This is a genomic window from Motiliproteus sp. (assembly GCF_965230735.1).
Classification (GTDB): domain Bacteria; phylum Pseudomonadota; class Gammaproteobacteria; order Pseudomonadales; family Balneatricaceae; genus Motiliproteus.
In genome coordinates, this window is the sequence record NZ_OZ246016.1 from 3,848,344 (window position 1) to 3,869,721 (window position 21,378).

At 59.1% G+C, this 21,378-nt stretch carries 23 protein-coding genes; 8 read left to right on the forward strand and 15 right to left on the reverse strand.

Annotation, left to right across the window (positions count from 1 at the left end; genetic code table 11):
* Positions 1 to 16 precede the first annotated feature (16 nt).
* The 4 genes from ACO05M_RS17860 to ACO05M_RS17875 form a co-directional block, all read right to left on the reverse strand.
* Positions 17 to 1,369, reverse strand: a complete 1,353-nt coding sequence (locus tag ACO05M_RS17860; protein ID WP_421866078.1) for a diacylglycerol/lipid kinase family protein — start codon at positions 1,367 to 1,369, stop codon at positions 17 to 19.
* Positions 1,370 to 1,464: 95 nt separating this feature from the next.
* On the reverse strand, positions 1,465 to 1,824 hold the full coding sequence (locus tag ACO05M_RS17865; RefSeq protein ID WP_421866080.1) for a translation initiation factor Sui1: 360 nt from the start codon (positions 1,822 to 1,824) through the stop codon (positions 1,465 to 1,467).
* A gap of 13 nt (positions 1,825 to 1,837) precedes the next feature.
* On the reverse strand, positions 1,838 to 2,254 hold the full coding sequence (gene arfB, locus ACO05M_RS17870) for an alternative ribosome rescue aminoacyl-tRNA hydrolase ArfB (protein WP_421866082.1): 417 nt from the start codon (positions 2,252 to 2,254) through the stop codon (positions 1,838 to 1,840).
* Between the two features lie 34 nt (positions 2,255 to 2,288).
* Positions 2,289 to 2,675, reverse strand: coding sequence for a hypothetical protein (locus ACO05M_RS17875; protein WP_421866085.1), 387 nt, complete (start codon positions 2,673 to 2,675; stop codon positions 2,289 to 2,291).
* Positions 2,676 to 2,832: 157 nt separating this feature from the next.
* Between ACO05M_RS17875 and ACO05M_RS17880 the strand changes: the two genes are divergently transcribed.
* The 4 genes from ACO05M_RS17880 to ACO05M_RS17895 are packed head-to-tail and all read left to right on the forward strand — an operon-like array spanning position 2,833 to position 5,209.
* Positions 2,833 to 3,624 carry an AzlC family ABC transporter permease gene (locus tag ACO05M_RS17880; RefSeq protein WP_421866089.1) on the forward strand — a complete coding sequence of 264 codons (792 nt, stop codon included), beginning with the start codon at positions 2,833 to 2,835 and terminating at the stop codon, positions 3,622 to 3,624.
* Positions 3,621 to 3,941 carry an AzlD domain-containing protein gene (locus ACO05M_RS17885; protein WP_421866092.1) on the forward strand — a complete coding sequence of 107 codons (321 nt, stop codon included), beginning with the start codon at positions 3,621 to 3,623 and terminating at the stop codon, positions 3,939 to 3,941. The genes ACO05M_RS17880 and ACO05M_RS17885 overlap by 4 nt, the downstream gene beginning before the upstream one ends.
* A gap of 42 nt (positions 3,942 to 3,983) precedes the next feature.
* Complete coding sequence (locus ACO05M_RS17890) at positions 3,984 to 4,820, forward strand: YciC family protein (protein ID WP_421866095.1); 837 nt, start codon at positions 3,984 to 3,986, stop codon at positions 4,818 to 4,820.
* A gap of 2 nt (positions 4,821 to 4,822) precedes the next feature.
* Positions 4,823 to 5,209 carry a carboxymuconolactone decarboxylase family protein gene (locus ACO05M_RS17895; RefSeq protein ID WP_421866098.1) on the forward strand — a complete coding sequence of 129 codons (387 nt, stop codon included), beginning with the start codon at positions 4,823 to 4,825 and terminating at the stop codon, positions 5,207 to 5,209.
* A 32-nt stretch (positions 5,210 to 5,241) separates the two neighbouring features.
* Here the strand turns inward: ACO05M_RS17895 and ACO05M_RS17900 are convergent, their stop codons facing one another.
* The 3 genes from ACO05M_RS17900 to ACO05M_RS17910 are packed head-to-tail and all read right to left on the reverse strand — an operon-like array spanning position 5,242 to position 7,790.
* Positions 5,242 to 6,213, reverse strand: coding sequence for a D-2-hydroxyacid dehydrogenase (locus tag ACO05M_RS17900; protein WP_421866101.1), 972 nt, complete (start codon positions 6,211 to 6,213; stop codon positions 5,242 to 5,244).
* A gap of 18 nt (positions 6,214 to 6,231) precedes the next feature.
* On the reverse strand, positions 6,232 to 6,981 hold the full coding sequence (locus tag ACO05M_RS17905) for a sulfite exporter TauE/SafE family protein (RefSeq protein WP_421866104.1): 750 nt from the start codon (positions 6,979 to 6,981) through the stop codon (positions 6,232 to 6,234).
* Between the two features lie 50 nt (positions 6,982 to 7,031).
* The gene (locus tag ACO05M_RS17910) at positions 7,032 to 7,790 is read right to left on the reverse strand and encodes a substrate-binding periplasmic protein (protein ID WP_421866107.1); all 759 of its coding nucleotides are present in this window, start codon (positions 7,788 to 7,790) and stop codon (positions 7,032 to 7,034) included.
* A 176-nt stretch (positions 7,791 to 7,966) separates the two neighbouring features.
* On the opposite strand from ACO05M_RS17910, the gene ACO05M_RS17915 reads away from it, so the two are divergent.
* Complete coding sequence (locus tag ACO05M_RS17915; protein WP_421866109.1) at positions 7,967 to 8,746, forward strand: lipoate--protein ligase family protein; 780 nt, start codon at positions 7,967 to 7,969, stop codon at positions 8,744 to 8,746.
* Positions 8,747 to 8,750: 4 nt separating this feature from the next.
* Here the strand turns inward: ACO05M_RS17915 and ACO05M_RS17920 are convergent, their stop codons facing one another.
* The 7 genes from ACO05M_RS17920 to ACO05M_RS17950 all read right to left on the reverse strand — a co-directional run bounded on the left by ACO05M_RS17920 (position 8,751) and on the right by ACO05M_RS17950 (position 16,557).
* Positions 8,751 to 10,982, reverse strand: coding sequence for an ABC transporter substrate-binding protein (locus ACO05M_RS17920; protein ID WP_421866111.1), 2,232 nt, complete (start codon positions 10,980 to 10,982; stop codon positions 8,751 to 8,753).
* Between the two features lie 152 nt (positions 10,983 to 11,134).
* Positions 11,135 to 11,716 (reverse strand): hypothetical protein, encoded by a 582-nt coding sequence (locus ACO05M_RS17925; RefSeq protein WP_421866113.1) that lies wholly within the window; start codon positions 11,714 to 11,716, stop codon positions 11,135 to 11,137.
* 47 nt (positions 11,717 to 11,763) lie between these two features.
* Positions 11,764 to 12,516, reverse strand: coding sequence for a type 1 glutamine amidotransferase (locus ACO05M_RS17930; RefSeq protein ID WP_421866116.1), 753 nt, complete (start codon positions 12,514 to 12,516; stop codon positions 11,764 to 11,766).
* A gap of 69 nt (positions 12,517 to 12,585) precedes the next feature.
* Positions 12,586 to 13,335 carry a substrate-binding periplasmic protein gene (locus ACO05M_RS17935; RefSeq protein ID WP_421866119.1) on the reverse strand — a complete coding sequence of 250 codons (750 nt, stop codon included), beginning with the start codon at positions 13,333 to 13,335 and terminating at the stop codon, positions 12,586 to 12,588.
* Positions 13,336 to 13,495: 160 nt separating this feature from the next.
* Positions 13,496 to 13,903 carry a bacteriohemerythrin gene (locus ACO05M_RS17940; protein WP_421866121.1) on the reverse strand — a complete coding sequence of 136 codons (408 nt, stop codon included), beginning with the start codon at positions 13,901 to 13,903 and terminating at the stop codon, positions 13,496 to 13,498.
* A gap of 137 nt (positions 13,904 to 14,040) precedes the next feature.
* Complete coding sequence (locus ACO05M_RS17945; RefSeq protein ID WP_421866123.1) at positions 14,041 to 15,039, reverse strand: nucleoid-associated protein; 999 nt, start codon at positions 15,037 to 15,039, stop codon at positions 14,041 to 14,043.
* A 162-nt stretch (positions 15,040 to 15,201) separates the two neighbouring features.
* The gene (locus ACO05M_RS17950; RefSeq protein ID WP_421866126.1) at positions 15,202 to 16,557 is read right to left on the reverse strand and encodes a TolC family outer membrane protein; all 1,356 of its coding nucleotides are present in this window, start codon (positions 16,555 to 16,557) and stop codon (positions 15,202 to 15,204) included.
* A gap of 471 nt (positions 16,558 to 17,028) precedes the next feature.
* Between ACO05M_RS17950 and nhaA the strand changes: the two genes are divergently transcribed.
* The 3 genes from nhaA (at position 17,029) to ACO05M_RS17965 (ending at position 20,468) form a co-directional block, all read left to right on the forward strand.
* The gene (gene nhaA / locus ACO05M_RS17955) at positions 17,029 to 18,219 is read left to right on the forward strand and encodes a Na+/H+ antiporter NhaA (protein ID WP_421866129.1); all 1,191 of its coding nucleotides are present in this window, start codon (positions 17,029 to 17,031) and stop codon (positions 18,217 to 18,219) included.
* Positions 18,220 to 18,336: 117 nt separating this feature from the next.
* Positions 18,337 to 19,833 (forward strand): PAS domain-containing sensor histidine kinase, encoded by a 1,497-nt coding sequence (locus tag ACO05M_RS17960; protein WP_421866132.1) that lies wholly within the window; start codon positions 18,337 to 18,339, stop codon positions 19,831 to 19,833.
* The gene (locus ACO05M_RS17965) at positions 19,830 to 20,468 is read left to right on the forward strand and encodes a response regulator transcription factor (protein ID WP_421866134.1); all 639 of its coding nucleotides are present in this window, start codon (positions 19,830 to 19,832) and stop codon (positions 20,466 to 20,468) included. The genes ACO05M_RS17960 and ACO05M_RS17965 overlap by 4 nt, the downstream gene beginning before the upstream one ends.
* Before the next feature lie 36 nt (positions 20,469 to 20,504).
* Here ACO05M_RS17965 and ACO05M_RS17970 read toward each other — a convergent pair whose 3' ends face one another.
* Positions 20,505 to 21,314, reverse strand: coding sequence for an alpha/beta fold hydrolase (locus ACO05M_RS17970; RefSeq protein WP_421866136.1), 810 nt, complete (start codon positions 21,312 to 21,314; stop codon positions 20,505 to 20,507).
* Between the last annotated feature and the right edge of the window lie 64 nt (positions 21,315 to 21,378).

The following is a 21,378-nucleotide window of genomic DNA, read 5'->3' on the forward strand; positions in this document are numbered from 1 at the left end:
CGAAGCACAGATAGCGTCAATAATGGCCGATCAACTGTTCCAGCCGCTCGACGCACTCATGGCCATGGCGACTGAGACTGATCAGCAATTCGGCCAAGGGAGCCGGCCAGGTTTCCTGGCTGACCGCCACGATATCGTCCAGCCACTGCTGGTCGGCATCCCGTAACCGCTCCAGCGCAGTCTTCGGGCCACTGAGGCTGCTGAGCCAACGGTCAGCCAGACTCTCGAAAAACTCACGATCCGGATTGCCGGCCTTGGGCAGGCCGCCCTCGTCGAGGATCTCCTGCCGCAGCGCATCCATCAGATGCTTTCGCTGCTGCGCCAAGGCCTTGAGTTCGTCACAGACCAGCTCGTCGAGCAGTTCGGTGTCGGCCAGGTCACAGTAGCGTTCGGCCAGCTCAACACCGCGCCCGGAAATACTGTAGAGCATCACATCATGTTGTTGATCGAGCACCTGCTCCTCCTGTTGTTCTGCGGTGGCCTTCAGGCTAAGACCCCGTGGGTTCCCTTCCGTGTACGGTAGCACAAGCTGCAACGCCTGTGGTTCGATCCGATAATTGACCGGCGAGCGGCCAAAGCGTTCGCCATCGGCGGTTACCTTGAGTCGGTGGCGGGTCTGAACCCGGCATTGGCGTACATGTTCGATACGCAACAAGCGTCGGTCCAACGGTCGACCCAATCGGGCCATGATCCACGCCAGCAACACTTTGGGTATCGGCCGAGCTTTGACGGCCACCAGTGTCAGTGCGGCGGTGTCGAAACCGGCGCCATCAATCCGATGGCCGCCACCGAAGTAGGGGCCGTTGGCCACCGCCACTTCCATCCAACGCCCGTAAAAGACCTTACCGTCGGCCTCGATCCGGGCCCGAAAACGGCGCCGTCCGGAGACCAACTGCACCAATCGGCGCAGGTAGCTCAACGGTCCCCAGCGACGTTTATGGGGCTGCACCGACAGCGCCACCTCGGCCCCCAGGCCGATATGGGAAACGTTGAGAAACACGCGCTCGTTAAGCCGTCCCACGTCGATCTTCACCAGCCGGGCCTGCGCTAACTGGCTGCAGAGTTCATCGGGCTGGGAAGGAATCGCCAGCGCGCGGGCAAAATCGTTGGCGGTTCCGGCGGGCAGAACGCCCAGCGGCCAGCCCTGCTCGACACAATGATGCGCCACCGAGCTTTGAGTGCCGTCTCCTCCCAAGGCCAACACCCGGTCCCCGCTCACAAAGGCCTGCGCCAGCTGTCGATGCCAGTCCGGCTGGGTCAGATCATAGAGCAGCGGGTCGATATGATGGCGTGCCAGCGCCTCGCGCCAGGGATCATAGCGCTCGGGATCCGACAGCAAACGGTGGTGACCCACCAGATGGTAGCGCACGGGGTTGGCCTCGATTTCGGCGGACCCTTTGATCCTAATAGCTGAATGGGAATGGCATCAAGCGTGGAGTGCACAAGGAACTGGCGAATACGTCCTCAGCCACCGGCTAGCTTGACCTGGAAACCACGCTGAACCAGCTCCTGCTTGAGCAGCTCACGCTGGTCTCCCTGGATTTCGATCACGCCATCTTTCAGAGCACCGCCGGTTCCACAACGCTGCTTGAGCTGCTTGGCCAGCTGTTTCAGCTCCGAAGCCGGCAGCAACACCCCTTTGACCAGGGTCACGCCCTTGCCTTTGCGGCCTTTGGTTTCACGGCTGATCCTTACGATGCCGTCGCCTTCGGGCACCGCATCCTGATCGCAAACACACTGGTCAACCGGCTGGCTGCAGCCGGGACAGGCCCGTCCGAACTCGGTCGAGTAGACCAATCCACCGTCTCGATTACGTTTGGCCATCTCCGCTCCTTACTTACTCGGATCGTACCTTACCGCGCAACGCCTTGGTCTGACCATGACGGGTCTTGCGATCCATCCGTTTCTTTTGTGAATTTCGACTAGGTTTGGTCGGCACCCGTGTCTTTTCGACATACCCCTGACTGCGGATCAACGCCGCCAGCCGCTGCAGCACATCCTCGCGGTTCTGTTCCTGGGTTCGGTATTGCTGCCCTTTAATAATGATCACGCCCTGCTTGGTAATCCGATTATCGGACAGCGCCAGCAAACGGGTTTTATAGATCTCGGGCAACGACGAGGCACGGATATCGAAACGAAGATGCACCGCCGATGAGACTTTGTTGACGTTCTGCCCACCGGCTCCCTGGGCTCGAATCGCGCTCAGTTCAATCTCATCATCCTGGAGTACCACCCGGCTGGATATCTGCAACATGGCTCGACCTTCCCCTCACCGCACCGTCCGGAGATCAGTCGCTCAGTACCGGACTGATCTCCATCCGCTCACTGGCGGCAAGGGATACCTGCTGATCGTAGATGGTGATAAAGCTGCGCCCCTCGATATCCCCTTTATAGGCCTGATATTCGACCACCTCACCGCTATCGGCATTAATGACCCGTACCTGCAGCAAGCGCTGGTCATCCCACCAGCGGAATCCCAAAAAGGCGCCCGAGGCCAACAACGACACCAGGCAGAGCCCCAACGCCAGCATCCGGATCGGTTTCTGGGATGACTGATCAGCCGAGACGTCGCGCTTCGGGCGAGACGGCGCGGGCAGAGCCTGGCCCCGCTTGTAACGGATGAACAGATAACAGGCGAAAATCACCAGCGCGGTGACGAGTATTTTGGTCAGCATTGTTGTAAATCTTCACTGCGCCCCCATCTATTGAGGACATCGATTATCAAAAGCCGCCGAAGAGGCTGGGCGTTGCGGCCGCGATGGCGGCATCATACCACGAGTCCGGTCAATCCCGGTGCGGCAATCCATCAGCCTGGCAGTCACAGGGAATCACGTGCAGCCGAATCTCAACACAGTCCCCCCCGCCACCAGCCGCGAGCAGCGCCGACGCGCATTGCGGGAAGGCGCTCAGGCCACTATTCCGCTGATTGTCGGGGCAATCCCGTTCGGAATTCTGTTCGGCACCCTGGCCGAACCCAGCGGTCTGTCGCTATGGGCCACGGTGGCCATGTCGTGGATCGTATTTGCCGGCTCGGCCCAGTTTATCGCCCTGGGACTGCTGGCCGGCGGCGCCGGGATCGGCGTCATTGTCGCCACCACCTTTGTCGTCAATCTACGTCACCTGCTGTACTCCGCGGCACTGATCGAACAGGTTCGGCACCTGCCGCAGTACTGGCGCGTACCGATGGCATTCTTCCTCACCGATGAAACCTTCGCGGCGGTCTCCAACCGCCTGCTGCAGACCGACAAAGACCCTGCTCAAAAGGCCGTGGCCCACTGGTATTACCTGGGGTCGGCCCTGGCGATGTGGGGCAACTGGCAGCTCTGTACCTGGCTCGGAATCGGCCTGGGCGAAGCCTTTCCCGACATGACCAACTGGGGGCTGGACTTCGCCATGTCGGTCACCTTTATCGGTATGGTCGCCCCCTATCTGCGCAGCCAGAAGCCGGGCCAGTCACACTGGCACACCCCAATGCTGATCTGTGTGATCAGTGCCGGACTGATGGCGCTGGCCACCTGGTCACTACCCCATAAACTCGGCCTGATCGCGGCCGCCGTTACCGGTATCTGCCTGGGCTATTCGGCTCACCTGTGGCAACAACGCCGCCAGGAGGCTGACGGATGAACGAGGTTCTGCTGATCGCCGGGATGTTTATCGTCACCTTCGGTGTACGCTACGTACTCTGGGGCAGCGCCGGGCGATTCCGTTTCCCAGCCTGGTTGTCCGACGCGTTGGGCTTTGTGCCGGCGGCGGTGCTGACCGCGATCATCGTCCCCGCGGTTCTGATGCCTCAGGGGGAACTTTGGCTCGCCACGACCAATCCCTATATGCTGGCGGCGATGGCCTCGCTGCTGATGTCGCTTTGGAAAAACAACCTGCTGCTGACCATCGTTTTCGGAATGACGGTATTTATGCTGCTGCGTTTCCTACTGCCGACTTAAACGTTACTATCCAGCCTTTCACACAGGAGCGCCACCCAGTCCATGTTCAGCCCGCTCAAAGAAGCCGCCTATTTCGCCCGCCACCACGCCAGACCGCTGCTGGTCATTGCCGTCGTACTGAGTCTGCCGGCCTGGCTGGTCGAGTACAGTCTGCCCCAACCCGATCCGGAACAGGGTCCGAACCTGCAATTTCTGCTGTCCGGCATTTTGATCACCGCGCTGGGTGTGCTGCAGTACGCCGCCGCGATCATCTATATCCACCAGCAGGTGCAGCAGCAGCCGATCAGTGCGTTTCAGTCGATCATGCTGGCGAGCCAGCGCTTTTTCCCGCTTTTTGTACTCAACCTGATGATGGCGCTGGTGGTCGGAGCCGGTTTTCTGCTATTGGTCGTGCCGGGAGTTTTTCTGGCTTATAAACTGATGTTCGGGGAGTTTTTCCTGCTGTTTCACGGCCACAAACCGTTACAGGCATTGAAGAGCAGTTACCGTCACAACAGCGCCCTGGGCAGTCGCTTGCTGCCGCCGTTGTTAGTATGGATCGCACTGATGGTTTTCGCCGCGATATTCAACCATCGACTGCAGCCTGAAGGATCGACCGACTGGTCATTGCAGGTACTGTTCGAGCTGGTTTATCTGGGCCTGAACCTGTTCGGCTGGGCACTGCTGTACCGACTCTACCAGCGTTATCTGTCGATGGAGGAACCGCTGAAGCCGTTACTGTCCGCGCCCGCCCAACCGGCTCAAGTCATCGATCAGTCATCAGACAAGCATCCCGTCGATGACGCTGACGAACCGTCCGACGGCAACTCCAACAGCGATCCAAACGGCCCGTCCGATGATGAGCCGCCCCACTCCCCGCCGCCTAACAAGCAGGAATAGCCATGAGCCAGCAAGATTATGATAACGGTCTCAAAGTCCGGACCGAAGTCATGGGCGAGGCCTTCGTCCAACGCGCCTTGAACAACCAAACCGAGCTGACCGAACCGCTGCAGCAGTGGATCAACGAGCATGCCTGGGGCTCCACCTGGCAGCGTGACGGTCTGCCTCGCTCAACCCGTTCGCTGATCACCATCGCGATGCTGGCGGCCCTGCGGGCGCCGACCGAGCTGAAAGGCCATGTTCGAGGCGCGCTGAATAACGGCTGCAGCGTCGATGAGATCCGTGAGGTGCTGCTTCACTCGCTGCCCTACTGCGGTGCACCGGCTGCCCAGGAAGCGTTCCGTGCGGCCCAGGAAGTGATCGAAGAGTGGCAGCAGCTAAACCCCTAAGCGTCATTCCGAAGCAACAACCCAACGCGCAATCAATAACCCCGATCGAGATCGACCTGAAAGTGCAACGCCTGCCCCGCCTGGTAGCGTTGTAGATTGTCGAGAAAGATCGGGACCACCTGCTGCGGATAGCTGGGTGCAGCACTGTGACCGCTGATCAGCAGGCCCGGCGTGTCCCAGAACGGATGCGATGACGGCAGCGGTTCCTGTCGAAACACATCCAGCACGGCTGCGCCAAGACGCTCCTGTTTTAATGCGTTGACCACCGCCTGATCGTCGATCAGGTCGCCACGACCGGCATTGACCAACACGGCACCCGGACGCATCCGCTCAAGCATCGGGCCATCGAGAAGATTGCGGGTCTCGGGGGTACTGGGCAGGGTGCAGAGCAGGTAGTCGACCTGCCCCAGCATCTGCCCAAACTCGGCGGTAACGAAGTGGGCGTCGACGAGGCCGGGGGCCGGCGCGCTCCGAGAACAACCCAGTACCCGCAAACCTAAAGCCCTGGCAACAGCGGCGACATGACTACCGATACTGCCCAGCCCCAGCAATCCCAGCGTCTTACCCTGAAGCGTGCCGCCTGGACGACTATCCCAACACCGCTGCTGCTGCGACTGCCAGCGCTCGATCAGGCGGCGCTCGTGGGCCAGCAGGTAGGTAAACAGATATTCGGCCATCAATGGCCCGAAGACGCCGCGAATGTTGGTTAACAGCGGCGCCTCAGAGCGCCCTTGCAGCGCCGGAACCAACGGTGCCACCCCGGCCCAGCTGGACTGAATCCAGCGCAACCTCGGTCCGCAGTGCTCCAGCAACGGAAGGATCCGATCCGGATCACCAAACAACACCTGAGCCTTGGGCGCGAACGCCTGCGCCTGCTCGTCGGTCTCGCCGAAGCAAAACGCAACCTGGTCCGCTCCTGGCTCGGCTTGCTGCAACAGTGCCTGATACTGGGGCAGCTCCTCGCTGACGACCAATACGCGCAACGGCTGTTTGTTATTCTTCATCCGGACTCCTTACCGAGGTTAGCTCAGGCTGCCCAACATCAAATAGCCGCCGAGCAGCATCAGGACAATAAACAGGGCCCGTCGAAACAGCGTTTCCGACATCCGTCGACGCAGCTGCTGACCCAGCCACATCCCCGCCACCGCCGGTAAGACACCGATCAACGACAGCAGCCCCAATTCAGGACTGAGCAGTTGCTGCCCCCCCAGCGACAATCCCAGAGCCAGGGTCGAAACCGAGAACAGCATCCCCATCGACTGCACCAGCTGATCCCGGGGCAAACCGATCGCCTGTAGGTAGAGCACCCCAGGCACCACGAAGGAGCCGGTCATCCCCGTCAACAACCCATTGACCAACCCCAAACCGATGCCGCTGACACGCTCTCGACCGGGTAGAATCTGTAGCTTGAAGCCCGCCAGACTCAGTAGGCCATAGCAGACCAACACCGCCCCCAGCAGCGCCGACAACAATGACAGCTCGACGCTGACCAGCGCCTTGGCGCCGAGTCCAACCATCGCCACTGCCGCCAGTAGAAAAGGCCAGAGTCGGGTCAGCAAGAGCCGAAAAGCACCGCCGCTGAAAGCCTGTTGTAGATTGGTCAGCAGTGAAGGCACCAGCAGCAGCGCCATGGCGCTGGGCAGATCCAGCACCAGGGTCAGAATCGCCAGACAGACCGTGGGCAAGCCCAGACCGGTCACCCCCTTTACCAGTCCTGCCAGTAAAAAAGTCGCCAGGATAATCGACAGCAGCTGCGGCTCAATACTCAACATTCGTTTGTCATCACTTACGCAGGAAAAGACGGATCGCAGTGACGTCCGGGTTACCGGCCCTGATCACTCGTAAGGCCGTAACGCAGCAGGATCTGTCGATATCGGCCGTCATTGCGCACCCTTTCCAGACCCTGATTAAATGCCTCTATCACCGGCCGGCTGTCGATCCGTTTACGGGAAACGGCCAGATGGAAACTCCGGGCCGCCACCGCCGGGTACAACGGCACAACCTGCGGCTGGAGCGGCTGGCCATCGGCCTGCAACAGATGGCCGATCACATAACGGTCCGCCAGCATCAGATCGATGCGCCGCCGGATCAGCAACTGGAACCCCTGCTCGAAATCATTCAGGGCAAGGGCATCGAAACCTTGCCCCTGCAGGGTTTGCAGTTGAACGCTGTCACGCAACGCACCCAGTTTAAGCCCGCGCGCGTCATTGAAGTCACGGTAGCTCAGCGGGTTGTTTCGGTGCCGCCAGAAAACCGCCACCTCATCCCCAACCACATCGCTGAACAACGCCCAACGCTCTCTTTCGACGGTTCTATTGGCGATATAAAGGCCGTCCAGAGCCCCTTCTTCGACCATCCGTACGGCACGCGGCCAGGGAAGTATCTGCAGTTTCGGTTGGTAGCCGCTGCCCTCAAAAGCCGCCTCCAATACCTCCCAGGCCCAGCCGCTCCCGTCCAGTTGCGAATCGACATAGGGCGCAAATTCCGGTGCGGCGATCAGTAAGGGCCTGGTCGGCGGGCTGTCTGCGCCAACCGCCAACGGGGATATGAACAGCAACAGCAGCAATAAGATCGATTTCAACGTGACCTCAACATGCGGATCTGGGCTAGAATTCCGAAGGATTACAAGACCATGCCCGCTGAAAGAGTTCCGGTCAATAGCGAGCAGCAGCGACAGACAGCAATCCACCGGACCCGGTATTTTCTAAGCTCAATAACAACACCAGCGAAAACAACACCTGCGAAGGACAACCCCACGTGCTCAGCACCCACCCCTGCAACAGCATCGATCACCCGGCCGAATTTCTCCATCACGGCAGCATGCCCGAAGAGCAACAGCTGATCACCGATCGGGTCAACAACGCACTTGAACAGCCCCAGTTACTGCTGTGGCGCTATGCGCAACCGGCGATCATCATGGGATGCTCACAACGCCCCACTCCCGAACAACAGCAGCGGGCCGCACAACAGCATCTGCCCATTATCCGACGGGGCTCCGGCGGCGGTGCGGTACTGGCAGGCCCCTGGATGCTGAGCCTGAGCGTCTTTATCCCGACCGACCACCCGCTGGCCCAGCTCGACCTGATTAAGATCTTCAGCTGGTATGAGCAGATCTGGCTGCGGGCATTACAAAGCGCCGGGGTGGATTGCAAAGGGGTCGACAAGGCGCTGATTGAACACTCCAAGCAAGTTGCCAAGGATCAGCAGGTCGATTGGGCCTGCTACGCCGCGTTATCCCATGGCGAGATCGTCAGCCCGGATGGGCGCAAACTGGTGGGACTGGCCCAGATTCGAAAGCGCCACTGCATAGCGCTGGTCAGCGGACTGCACCTGCAACCCTGCGACTGGCCGATCCTTAGCGAGGTAGTGGTCGACGACCCGACTAAAGGCAGCGTATTGGCGTCCCTGAATGCCGATGTCGAGCAACTGAGCAACGCTTGCGCCGAACAACGACTGGAGGCCATTCTGCAGCACTTCTGCCAGACCCTGCCGTCAGAGACCGAGCTCCTGCAGTGGCATCGCAGCAACGGCGATTGACGGCTCAACAGGCACGGACACAATTCTTATCGTCGCGCTTGGCCTCGTAAAGGCCGAAATCGGCCCGGCTAACAAAGTCACTGACGGAATCGCCGGTCTGATAGCTGGTAACGCCGAAGCTGCAGGTCAGCCGAATCCCTTGGACAAAGTGGGTTTTGGCGATGGCGGCCCGGATTTTTTCGGCGCCCAGCAGAGCCTGATCACGATTGACCTCCGGCAGCAGGACCAGAAACTCCTCCCCGCCCCAGCGGCCGAAGATATCCGCCTCACGCAGGTTGGTGACAACCGTGGCCGCGACCTGCTGCAGAATCTGATCCCCGATCTGGTGGCCATAACGATCATTGATCAGTTTGAAGTCATCGATATCAAAAAAGATCAATGACAGATTGCGATCGTAGCGGCTGGCGATATTAATCTGATCACCCAGCTTGGTATCCAGCGAATAGCGATTGTTGATTCCAGTCAGTTGGTCCACGCTGGCCAGCACCTTCAGCTGCCGGTTATAGCCGGATATCACCCGGTTTCGGTAGACCAGAAACAGCAGCACCAACGCGGCAACCGCGGATATCTGCCACAGCAGCTGGTAGTCGAATTCGTTTTCAAAGGGCGCCGGCAGCCATTGGGCCCGAATCTGTTGATGATCGGCCACCGAGATGCTGTCGATCGCCTTACTCAAGATATCTGCCAGCAAACGGTTCTGGTACACCCCCAGACTGAGATCCCAGGTGTCATTGAACGGGGTGCTGATCACAAAACCGCTGCGCGGATTCTGCTGCAGTTCAAGGCTCAGGTGAGCGGCAGCACTGACGTAGCCCGCTACCTTACCCTGCTCGACCCAATCCATGCCTTCAGCGGTGCTATCCACCGGGATCAACTGGGCATCCGGTAATCGTCGCCGCAGAATCTCTTCAAAAGCACTGCCGCGAAGAATGGCCAGCGGCTGCTTAAACAGCTCCTGCTGCTGCCTTGCCCCCCGGGTGACCACAGCCACCGGCATGCTGAAATAGACGCTGCTGAAATCGATATTCTTGGCCCGCTCCGGCGTCTGCATCGCCGCCGCGACCAGATCGCACTGGCCCTGCGTCAACGCCTCCAGGTGCTGCGGAAACGTCGGGTGAGGCTTGAGGGTAAATTTGATCCCCAGCCTTGCAGCCAGCTGCTCGACATAGCCTGCCACAACTCCCGAGTATTTTTCATCGGCCATCCCCTCGTAGGGCATCCAATCGGGGTTGATGCAGAGGTTCAGCTGTCGATGCTTAATCAAATAGAGCTGCTCTTCGGCACTTAGGTCCAACCCGGCAACGGGCTTCGGAGGCTCGAAAATAAAACCACTGATATCGTATTCACGTCCCAGCTCCCCGACGATGCGGTAGATCTGAGCCATCTCCTGAAAACGCTCCATCGACAGGCTGCCGAAGGGGACATCACCGGCATAGGCCAATTCTTTTAGCGCCCGTCCTTCGAAAATCAGCGCCTCCAGGCTGCGCTCCTGGGTATTGTATTTATCGAAAATCAGCTGGGCGGTTTCTTCGATATTCGCAAACGCGTACTCCCAACCCCGGCGCGAGGCCTCGGTAAACGCCAGCGTCCGGATCGGATGCTGCTCGGCATACCGCGCCGACGTAAACAGAATGTCGGAATAGATATCGTAGCCGTAGTCGCGGGGATGGATGACCCCATAGGGCAGCCCGCGCTGCTGCATCTGAAATGGCTCGTTGGAGATGTAGGCGCCATAGGCATCGGTCTTGCCGTCGATCAGATCCTGCAGATTAAAGCTATGGGGCTGATGGACGAAATCGTCGGCCGTGATCCCGCTTTTCAACAGCATCGCCAGGATCTCACCGACCTGCTTGGCATCGCCGGTCACCATAATCCGCTTGCCATCGAGGGCCTTGGCATCGGCAATCTCTTCCGTGCCGCGGGTCAACAGCATCAACGGCGATTGCTGGAAGGCCGCCAGCAGCGCTACCACCGGAGCCCCGTTGGCCTTCTCGATCAGCAATGAGGAGCGGCCAATCACGAAGTCCGACTGACCGCTCAGGGCATCACCGACCAGATCGACCTCGTTGGTGAACTCATGGATATCGACATCCAAGCCCTCGGCAGCGTAATAGCCCTTCTCCTTGGCCACGTAATAGCCGGCAAACTGAAACTGATGCTTCCATAACAGGTGCAACGAAACGTCAGCCAGCTTCTGTTCGGTTGCTGCCCATAGCGGCGCAGCGAGCAACAGCAATAACGGAACCCAAAAAGCTCTAAAAGTACGGCACCACATAACAAACTCGGCTGGCCAAGGGACGCTCAGGTAAAGATAGGATCATCACGGCTCGGGAGCTAGCTGTTAGCAGCTGCATTCCGAACCACCCTGATCCTGTAAATCGACAACGGTTATTGTTCAGGCCCCAGAATATCAATCAGATCGATCACATCCAGAACCGTCCCTTCACCCCGTGCCACGCGGACGACTTTGTCCTTGAACTTGATGACCTCGACACTGGCCGCCTCGGTGCGCTCCAGCACGTGATCCAACTCTCTGGGAAGGGGTTCAGCCTGTTCCAGCATCTCGCGGGTCAGGTTATCGCCGGGCTCAAGTTTGCGCTGCCAACCCGGGGGCAGTTCGCCTCCCCGTGCCAGTTTCTTCTGCAAACCTTTGGGCAGTGACTTCTGTTGATTCTTGCCCTGTTGGCCTTTGCCCTTGGCGTTGCTTTTATCTTTGCCCTTGTCTTTGTCTTTGGGCTTCTGGTGCTTGGATTTATGCCACCGCTCCTTGTCATTCGAGTCGGCGTCTGACGAGCGCTGCGCCGAGCGATAGTATTCACGGATACTTTCCCGTTGCTCTTTGGAAAAGCCACCCATCCGTTCAGTCGCTGCGGCCATCTCCGATGGCGACTTCTGTTGGGCATAAGAAGGCGCACTAACAAGCAGCGAAACCACAACCGCCGCGGCAGCGCCGATGGGAAGAAACTTCATACAGACTCCATCAAAGGGGAAATCGGTGATTCGAACTACAGGTAACCCTAGTCGACTAACAACACCCGGTCGACAAATTTCCGTAACAGGGCATTCGATTCCGGGGTTTCTACCGCCGAGTCCAGCACCTGTTGGAGATGACCGTCGCCATCGGTGTACTTGCTGCGGAACAGGGTCAGTCGGTCGACCAGGACCTGGCGATCAACTTCCGGGTGGAATTGGGTGGTCCAGAAGGGCGCACCATCGACCTTAAAGGCGTGATTGCAACAGTCGGTATAGGCCAGAGCGGTACAGCCTTCCGGGACCCCCAGGGCTCGCTCACGATGGACCGCTACGGCCATAAAGCCATCGCTGGTGTCGCGGTAGAGCGGATCGTCGGTCGCGGCCGAATGGAGCAGAATCGGCAGCGTTCCCATCTCGAAATCCTGCTCATCGCGAACGATCTCCACCCCCAGCGCCTGAGCCGCCAGCTGGTGGCCGAAACAGGACGCAAACACCGGTTTCTTGATCTCGATACAGTAGCGGAGCAAGCGTTGCGCCGCTTCGATAAAGGGGTAGCGCTGCGGCTCCATCACGCTGGCCTCGCTGGAACCGCCGACATAAACCGCATCAAAATCGTTCACTATCTCAGGCTCAAAGACCGGGGTATCGAACAGATTGAGAATGCTGAATTGAGAGCTCTGCAGCCCGCTGAAACGGGCAAAACTGTCCAGTTCTTCCTGCCGGGTCGCGGCTTCTTCACGGATCTGGACCAGCAGAATACGCAGCTCGTCTCGTTGAGGGGCAGGTCTGGATTGCATCAAGAACTCCATTATTGGCAAAGACTGCAGCAGCGACTCGGTCGCCGTAGCGGGAACAGTCGGCTTTGACTATTTCAAGCCGTAGGTTCTGAGAATACGCTCGGTTTCGCCGGACTCGGCCATCCGTTCAAGCTGTTGATTGAACGCATCAAGCCAGTCGCTCTCGACCAGTTCGGGATTGAAACCGATAAAGTAGTCCAACTTGCGGTCCGCGACGGCATAGTGCATCTGCTGGTATCCGCCGGCGCGGATCAATGAGTAGCCCACATCCCGGTTCGAGTAGACCGCGCTCACCCGACCGACATCCAACAGCCGGAAGCCGGTCTGGCTGTCACTGACCTCGATGATTTCAAAGTCCATGCCCTGATCACGCAGCCGCTGCAGACTCTTTAGAGTATTGGAGGCCGCCAGCGCTGCGACATGGTAGCCCTCCAGGGCTTCGGCCGAAATGCTGTGAAGCGGATCATCCCCTCTGACGAAGAAGCCATATTCGGTAGTCAGCAAGGGGCGGCTATACAGCACCCAGCGATCCCGATCGGGGTTGGCGCCAATCACGTACATGGCATCCTGCCGTCCCAGCTGCACCATTTTCTGGGCGCGCTGCCACGGCAACAGCTGATGGACACAGTGGGCCTGGGTCGCCTCACAGGCACGATCGATCAGCGCCCTGGCCGGTCCTGAGACCTGCCCCTGTTCGATGTAGCTGAACGGTGGAAAATGCTGGGTAACAAAACGGACCAGTGTATCGGCCCGAAGCTGCGATGTGGGCAACAGCGACAGGCTCAACAGCAAGGTCAGCAGTAATGGGCTAGCTCGCATCCAGCCTCCAATGACAAGGGTTTAACCAGGTTGGTATCGATGCGTCATCCGCATCGGGCAAACCGGTAGAGCGGACACCCTCCAGTTTACAGGGTGTAAAAACGCATGATAAGCCGATTTGTTGAAACCGACAGCCCAGAAGCTATTTTAGCCTTCGCGGCTAAACGACTCCTTGCTGTTTGAGATAGGCTGCCAGCTTGGCATCGGTGCCGAGAATATGGTTCTTCAACCAATTGGTAAGAAACTCCAGAAACGCCCTGGCTTCGGCTTCATCACCGGCCAGCAGGCGCAGGTCGAAATCGAACAGATCGGTCGACGTATCGGTATGGGTCGCCTTGTGCGCCTCATAATCGGGGTAGTCGAACTCCCGCATCAGGGCCTCTTCCAGCGAGAAGTGCTCCATCGCGTAGTCGAGCAGATTATTGAGGATGTGCAGAAACTCGTCTTTGCTGTCGCCCCGCTCCAGCGCATCCCAGGTGTCATTGATATAGCCGACAAAGCGGCCGTGCTGCTGGTCGATTTCGGTGATGCCCAGTTTCAATGAGTCATCAAACACCAGATAGGTCATGAGTCGCTTCCTTCAACCCCGGATAGATGTTGGAGCGACATAGTCCTACAAAGGCCGGGGCTTGAACAGGGCAACACGACTAAAGCACGAAGCCTTTCAGCTACGGCTCAAACCAGGCGGTGGTTGAACCCGGTTGGTTAACCGTTGCGTGCCAACTGCTTGCGCAGGGTGGGCGGTAAGCCACGGATGGTCAGGGTATCGGTGTCGGCATCGTAGAGCAGTTGATCTCCCAGCAGTGACTCGGAGAAGCTCAGGCTCAACCCCTTCATCGATCCGCTATAGCGAACAAAGCGCTGGAGTCCGCGCTTGTCGGCGGGAATCTCGGCATTGAGATCCTCATCCTGCTCGCCGACGTAGTTATAGAACTTGTCCGGATCGGTGGTATCGATCACGCAGGAGAGTTCGCGCATCTGCACCCGTTCTCCCGAGTCGACCCTTTCCTGGCAATACTCGTAGGCTTTCTGCTTCACCTCTGAGGCTTGCTTGGGCGGCAGCTGTTCTTGATCGCAGTAATCGTTGAACACTTTCAACAGCGTCTGGGTCTGCTGTTTGGCATCCACCTCCTCGGTGGCTCCCAATGCCTGACGAAAGGCTTCATTCACCCCTTTGCCGGTGCGCGACCGGACCAACGCCAGGTATTGGCTGCTTTCGGCGGCCTGCCACTGCTGCAGATCGATCCGGCACCCCAGCTGCACTTTACCCACATCCAGATGCTGCGAATCACTCAGCTCCAATTGCTCATCGATAACCAGCGCCGGACTGCTGCTCAACAACAACACCAGCAACTGGTCGGCACCCAGCACTTCCATCCGGGCAAACAGTAAGTAACCGCTCACTGCCTCCTCAATCGTGTCCAGCGCTGTACGAAAGCGCTCGGCGCTTTGACGAGTCAGTTGTACAAAATCGATCTCATCCTGACGATAGCCCGCCAACCAGCGGCTGAACGGATACTCTTGCTGGTCCAGCTCAAAGCCACCGTAGAGTTTGCCGGAGCGGTTGTTAAAGCCGGCACTGAGTTTGCTGATCAGGGTTTCGACCGAATCGCTGATCGTCAACAAGGTCTGACGCGGTGATAACTGAGCCGGAGCTCCTTCGGGTTTGTGGATCTGGTGAACAATTGCTTCGGAAACCGCCATCTGCCTCTGCTCGCTGCTGACTGGAACTGTCTGGAATGAAAAATTGTGCGCCATTATGCCAGAGAAGCCCCGTCGGGGGAGCGACTGACGTTAGCATGTTGAGGCGTGTTTGATCCCGACGATCGGCATCAGTGCGCCGCATCGCCGGGATAAAGCCATTACTCAGCTCTGATCGGCGGCGGCTTTTTTCGAGTACAACGCCGCTTCAGTGTCCGGCGCCACCATCCAGTGATCCAACGCCGTGATATCTTCCGGACTCAGGGTACCGAGTGCCTCCTTGAAACTCATCAGATTACGTACGTAGTTATAACGCGCCGCCTGATAATCCCGAATCGAGGTATAGAGGGTGCGTTCAGCCTGCAACACATCGACGATATTACGCGTGCCGACACTGTAACCGGCCGAGGTCGCCTCCAACGCCGTTTCCGATGACACGATGCTCTGCTTGCGCGCCGCGACCGACTCCACGTCGGTCAACAGATCCCGCAATAGCGAGCGGGTATTCTGCACCACGGCACGCTGGGTATCTTCGCGGGTCTGAATCGCCGCATCCCAACGGGCGCTGGCCTCCCGAACCTGAGACGAGGTCCGGCCTCCTGAATACAACGGCAGATTAAACTGCAGCCCGATGGAAGCGGACTCCTGGGTGCCGTTGGTCGGATGCAGCGAACGGGCGCCACGATCCGTGCCGTAACCGGCCACCAGATCAACCGTCGGCAGATGGCGTGAGCGGGTCGATTTGCGGCTCTGTTCGGCGGACTTCACATCCAATGTTGCCGACTGCAGGGCCAGATTGCCGCTCAGCGCCTTATCGACCCAAGGCTGGTAGGCCGTCGGCGTCATACCCTGTACCGGATAACGGTTGCTCAACACATCCACCTTATTCCAGTGCTGCCCGGTTAACCGATCGATCGCTTCAAAACTCTTGTCCAGCTGACCCTCGGCCAGAATCCGTGAGACCCGGGCACTGTCGTAACTGGCTCTGGCCTCCTCCACATCGGTGATCGCAATCAAACCGACCTCGAACTGTGCCTGTACCTGATCCAGCCGCCGCTTAACTGCCGCTTCGACGGCCAGGGCCGAGGACTGGTCGGTTTGAGCCGCCAGCACATCCAGGTAGGCTTCGACGGTACGCCGGATCAACGCCTGCTGCGACTGACTGAAGGTTACGCCTGCTTTCTCGGTCAACACCTTGCCGGCCTGGAAGTTAAACCACTCTTCGGCACGGAACAGCGGCTGACTCAGATTCAGGTCGTACCCATGGTTGTTACCCTGGTCGATCCCGCTGGGACTGACATCGGTGTAGGTGACATCGGCACTCAGCGACAAGCTGGGCAGCAGCGATGAGCGGCTCTGTACTTCCGCTTCACGTTCCGCATTGAATACCGCGCGGGCCGACTTAAGCTGGGGATCACTGTCCAGTGCCTGCTGGTATATCTGCTGCAACGAACCCGCCCATAGCGTCTGACTGACAGCCAAGGCGACAGCGGCAAATCCAAAACGGATCGGGGTTTTCAAGCGACTCTCCTTCTTTGATCGATCAGAACCTGCCGGCGGCCATCGACACCTCCGGCAAAATCCCTGTTGAGACCGGCAGATGGTATCCTCAATCGTCAGGCGACGGTAGTCGAGCCCGCCACCAGACACACAACTTTGCCAGCCCCGCATCGACGCAGACGCCCACCGCCACGCCAGGCACTGCTGCACTTCAACCCAGCAGGCTCCGTAACACCAAAAACCCAACAAGTCCTTGTTTTTCCTATGGCCTGAAATCTACCGGTGTCTAGCATTGCAGGCGTTGAGCGGTTGAAGCGGCACAGAATATCATCGACAGAGCAACCCATGCCGCGCTCATTTCCGCGCCCCTGTTTCGTCTATTATCAATGGGACAGGATCTATAACGACCGGTCTAAGGTGGTTTAAAAACAACCCTGGTGGCAGCGCCTGTTTCGGTATGCCTCCAACCGTCGTAGAGGGAAACAGTTGTCGATGATCACGACTCTCCGTTCGTTTTTACGACTCGAATCCGCCAGCGGTATCGTGTTGGTACTGGCTGCGGCGTTAGCACTGATACTGGCCAACAGCCCACTGTCCCCCTATTACGATCTGCTGCTGGATATTCCGGTCCAGGTCAGGATCGGTAAACTCGACATCGATAAGCCGTTGCTGTTGTGGATCAACGACGGTTTGATGGTGATCTTCTTCTTTCTGATCGGACTCGAGCTCAAACGCGAAGCGATCGAGGGCGAGCTGTCCGATATCCGCAAGGTCACACTGCCGGCGCTGGGCGCCATCGGCGGCATGGCGGTACCCGGTATCATCTACTTCCTGGTCAACCAGGGTGATCCGGTCGCCCTGCGCGGCTGGGCCATCCCGACAGCCACCGATATCGCCTTCGTGCTCGGCATTCTGGCCTTGCTGGGCAACCGGGTACCGATCACCTTGAAGGTATTCCTGGTGTCGTTGGCGATCTTCGACGATATCGGCGCGATTGCGATCATCGCGCTGTTCTACACCGAATCGATCTCCGAATCGGCGCTGGGGCTGGCCGGGGCCTGCATGCTGATCCTGCTGGTGCTTAATCGGCGCCGGGTGATGGACTACACCCCCTACATCCTGATCGGCGTACTGATGTGGATCGCGATCCTCAAGTCCGGCATTCACGCGACCCTGGCCGGGGTAATCCTGGCGATGTTCATCCCGCTGAAAAGCCGGACCAAACCGGGTTATTCGCCCCTCAAAAGCCTTGAACACGACCTTCACGGCACCGTCGCCTTCGGCATCCTGCCGATCTTTGCGTTCGCCAACTCCGGCGTCCCCCTGGCCGGCATCAGCGCCGACTTTATCCTCCACCCGGTTACGCTGGGTATCGCCCTGGGGCTGTTTCTGGGTAAGCAGATCGGGGTGTTCCTGTTCTGCTGGATCGGCATAAAGCTGGGGCTGGCCAAGCTCCCCGAGGGCATACGCTGGAGCACCCTCTACGGCGCCGCACTACTTTGCGGAGTCGGTTTCACCATGAGCCTGTTTATCGGCTCGCTGGCCTTTGAAGATGCCGCCCGCAGCCTGTTCGACGAGCGCCTCGGGGTCATGTTCGGCTCGCTGGTCTGCGGCATCAGCGGCTTCCTGATGTTGCGTGCCACGCTGAAGGATCCGGATAAGCAGCAACCCACGCCGAGCTGATCGGCGACGATGGCGGTAAGGAGGGGGTATTGCAACAGCCGCTTGACGACCCGGCCCCCCTTGCCGCTACTATCGGGGTAACATTCCCAGACGCCAAGGCGGGATCACCGACACCCTATGCAAACCAACGACTACCAGCCGCTGGACCGCTACCGTCAACTGGCGGAGAAGTCCCCCGATTTTATCTCCCGTCATACCCCCGGGGACCTGGTGTTTATCGACGTCAACCCGGCGGTCGAGAAGATCCTCGGCTACCGCAGCGATGAGATCATCGGTCGCTCCGCCAACGAGCTGTTCCACCCCAAGGACGTCGGTTCCTGGAAGAACGGCACCAGCAACGTTACCTACAGCGAGGGGGTCTATACCAGCACCTATCGGCTGCGACACAAAAACGGCGACTACATCTGGCTCGAAACCACCAGCCGAACCATCCGCGATCCGGAAACCGGGGAGCTGGAAGAGATCATCTGCGTTTCCCGCGATGTCAGCGAGCGCATTCAGGCCGACCGCACCCTGTCTCGCCTGGCCCAGGTGGTCGAGGCCACGTCGGACCTGGTGCTGTTCTGCAATGCCAACTATCAGGTGGTCTATCTCAACGAATCAGCGATTCGCACCCTCAACATCGATAAGGGACGCTTCCCGACCCTGCATCTGGACGAGCTGTTCTCACGCGACAACAACAGCCGTCTGCTGCAGGAGATCTTCCCGCAAGCGCTGGAGACCGGTGAATGGCGCGGCGAACTGCCGCTGGAACCGGGTTCCATTGAAGATCGGATCGCCTCGGTACACCAGATCATCGCCCACCGGAATGAAGAGCAGGAGCTACGCTACTTCTCCATCATCGGCCGCGATATTACCGAACAACGCCGCGCCGAAGCCGAAGCGCTTCAGTACCAGCTCAACATGGCCCATATCTCCCGTTTGATGTCGCTCGGCGAGATGGCATCCGGTCTGGCCCACGAGATCAATCAACCGCTGGGAGCGATCCTGAATTACAGCCGCGGCACCCTACGACGGATTCAGGAAGGTACGATTAAGGACTTCGATAAAGTCTGCGAATCGCTGCAGCTGATCTCCCGCCAGGCGATCCGCGCCGCCGACATCATCAAACGCCTGCGCGGCTTCGTGAAGAAAACCGAATACCAGCGGATGGACTTCTCAATCAACGAGACCTGCCTGGAGATCGCCCAGTTTATGGGCCAGGAAGCCCGCAACGAGGGGATTCGTTTCGATTTCCAGCTTGACCCGGCCGAACCGGTGATCTATGCCGACAAGGTGCAGATCGAGCAGGTTATTTTGAATCTACTGCGCAACGCGATCGAGGCGTTCGACGGCAGTCGGGACAACGGCGAAAAAACCATTACAATAGCCACCCGAATGGACGCGGAGCAGTTGCTGGTCGAGGTCGAAGACAACGCCAGCGGTATCACCGCCGACCAGATGAGCAACCTGTTCGAGCCCTACTTCACTTCCAAGAGTGCCGGGCTCGGAATGGGCTTATCGATCTCCCGTACCATTATCGAAGCCCATCGCGGAAAGCTGTGGGCGGAATCCGACGGCCGCACCGGCAGTACCTTTAAGATCAGTCTACCGAAGGAAACCCTGCACCCATGAGCAAACCCGCCCCGACCGGTGAATTATCCATCTTCGTCGTCGACGATGACGACGCGTTCCGTGATTCACTCTGCTGGCTGCTCGAATCCACCAACCGTCCGATCCAAACGTTCGAGTCCGGCGAGCGCTTCCTGGCCGACTATGACGGCAGCCCCGGCTGTCTGCTGCTGGATATTCGAATGCCGGGACTCAATGGCCTGGCTCTGCAGCAGGAGCTCAACAGCCGCGGAATCCGCCTGCCGACCCTGATCCTGACCGGCCACGGCGATATCCCGATGGCCGTTACCGCGATCAAGAACGGCGCACTGGATTTCGTTGAGAAGCCGTTTGACGACCAGGTGCTGCTCGACCATGTCGATAAAGCCCTGTCCCTGGCCGACCAGTGGCATCAGGAACAGCAACAGCGTCAGGAGCTGCTGCAACGTTGGGATACGCTCAGCAAGCGGGAAAAACAGGTGATGGAGCTGGTGGTTTCGGGCAGCGCCAACAAGGTGATCGCCGAGAGCCTGAAAATCAGCCCCAAGACCGTCGAGGTTCACCGCGCCCGGGTGATGTCCAAGATGGAGGCCGAGAGCCTGGCCGACCTGGTCAACCAGGCCCACCGTATCGACGCCCTCAGCAAACTACTCAGCTGACAGGCCGCGCCTCCCCCCCGTGACGCTCGGCCAGGCCTAGGCCTGATCGTTCAGCAACCGCCGGATAAAGCCGCCCATCGCCTCCAGACAGGGCTCGGTCGCTTCGCGGTGGGGAATATGGGCCGCATCGAGCCAACAGGGAGAAGCCTGGGCTCCGATCCCCTCGCAGATCTTCTCCACCTGCAGTGCCGAACCGTACTGATCATTAACACCCTGCATGATCAGCGACGGGGCTCGAATCCGACCCAGCCAGGGACTCAGGTCCAGCCCTTGGAAGCTGTCGCGAAGCCAGGTCTGCCACCAGCCCTGGAACAGGGTATCGGTCTTATCACCGTGATAGCGGGACAACCCCGGACGAATCGCCTCATCGTACAGGTCGCGGGCCTGGATGATCCCATCGCGGGTGATCGGCTCGACGAGCAGATGAGCCGCTTCGGTGATCACTCCCCTCACCCGATCGGGCACACTGGCGGCACCGACCAGCGCGATCGAGCCACCATCACTGTGACCAACCAGTACCGCCTGCTCGATTTCCAGACGTTCGAGCAGCTGCGGCAAGACCACCTCACCCTCGTAGACCAGGTAGTCGTCCGGACGCGGCAGCTCAAGCGAGCTGGCCCCGGCGTGACCGATCCGCTCGTAGATCAGCACATCACAGCCACAGCGTTCGGCCAACTGCTGCGGAAAGTCCCGCCACTGGGCGATGCTGCCCAGGGCCTCGTGCAGAAACACCAGTGTCACCGGTGATTCTGGAGCCGACTGTCGTCCTCGACGAACATAGAGACCGGCGCCCTCACCAAAACGGGGTGCGGTTATCGGCAGTTCAAATTCATCCCAGTTCAACATCGTCGGCAACCTCCTTCCGGCAGCATACAGATACAAAAAAGCCCGGCCGAACCGGGCTTTTCGA

Excerpts from the sequence above, each read along its gene's own strand:
- ACO05M_RS17905 (WP_421866104.1), bottom strand. The coding sequence starts at position 6,981 with ATGTTGAGTATTGAGCCGCAGCTGCTGTCGATTATCCTGGCGACTTTT.
- ACO05M_RS17925 (WP_421866113.1), bottom strand. The coding sequence starts at position 11,716 with ATGAAGTTTCTTCCCATCGGCGCTGCCGCGGCGGTTGTGGTTTCGCTG.
- arfB (WP_421866082.1), bottom strand. The coding sequence starts at position 2,254 with ATGTTGCAGATATCCAGCCGGGTGGTACTCCAGGATGATGAGATTGAA.
- ACO05M_RS17960 (WP_421866132.1), top strand. The coding sequence starts at position 18,337 with ATGCAAACCAACGACTACCAGCCGCTGGACCGCTACCGTCAACTGGCG.
- ACO05M_RS17865 (WP_421866080.1), bottom strand. The coding sequence starts at position 1,824 with ATGGCCAAACGTAATCGAGACGGTGGATTGGTCTACTCGACCGAGTTC.
- ACO05M_RS17900 (WP_421866101.1), bottom strand. The coding sequence starts at position 6,213 with ATGAAGAATAACAAACAGCCGTTGCGCGTATTGGTCGTCAGCGAGGAG.
- ACO05M_RS17885 (WP_421866092.1), top strand. The coding sequence starts at position 3,621 with ATGAACGAGGTTCTGCTGATCGCCGGGATGTTTATCGTCACCTTCGGT.
- ACO05M_RS17935 (WP_421866119.1), bottom strand. The coding sequence starts at position 13,335 with ATGCGAGCTAGCCCATTACTGCTGACCTTGCTGTTGAGCCTGTCGCTG.
- ACO05M_RS17895 (WP_421866098.1), top strand. The coding sequence starts at position 4,823 with ATGAGCCAGCAAGATTATGATAACGGTCTCAAAGTCCGGACCGAAGTC.
- ACO05M_RS17945 (WP_421866123.1), bottom strand. The coding sequence starts at position 15,039 with ATGGCGGTTTCCGAAGCAATTGTTCACCAGATCCACAAACCCGAAGGA.
- ACO05M_RS17970 (WP_421866136.1), bottom strand. The coding sequence starts at position 21,314 with ATGTTGAACTGGGATGAATTTGAACTGCCGATAACCGCACCCCGTTTT.
- nhaA (WP_421866129.1), top strand. The coding sequence starts at position 17,029 with ATGATCACGACTCTCCGTTCGTTTTTACGACTCGAATCCGCCAGCGGT.
- ACO05M_RS17890 (WP_421866095.1), top strand. The coding sequence starts at position 3,984 with ATGTTCAGCCCGCTCAAAGAAGCCGCCTATTTCGCCCGCCACCACGCC.
- ACO05M_RS17940 (WP_421866121.1), bottom strand. The coding sequence starts at position 13,903 with ATGACCTATCTGGTGTTTGATGACTCATTGAAACTGGGCATCACCGAA.
- ACO05M_RS17930 (WP_421866116.1), bottom strand. The coding sequence starts at position 12,516 with ATGCAATCCAGACCTGCCCCTCAACGAGACGAGCTGCGTATTCTGCTG.
- ACO05M_RS17875 (WP_421866085.1), bottom strand. The coding sequence starts at position 2,675 with ATGCTGACCAAAATACTCGTCACCGCGCTGGTGATTTTCGCCTGTTAT.
- ACO05M_RS17965 (WP_421866134.1), top strand. The coding sequence starts at position 19,830 with ATGAGCAAACCCGCCCCGACCGGTGAATTATCCATCTTCGTCGTCGAC.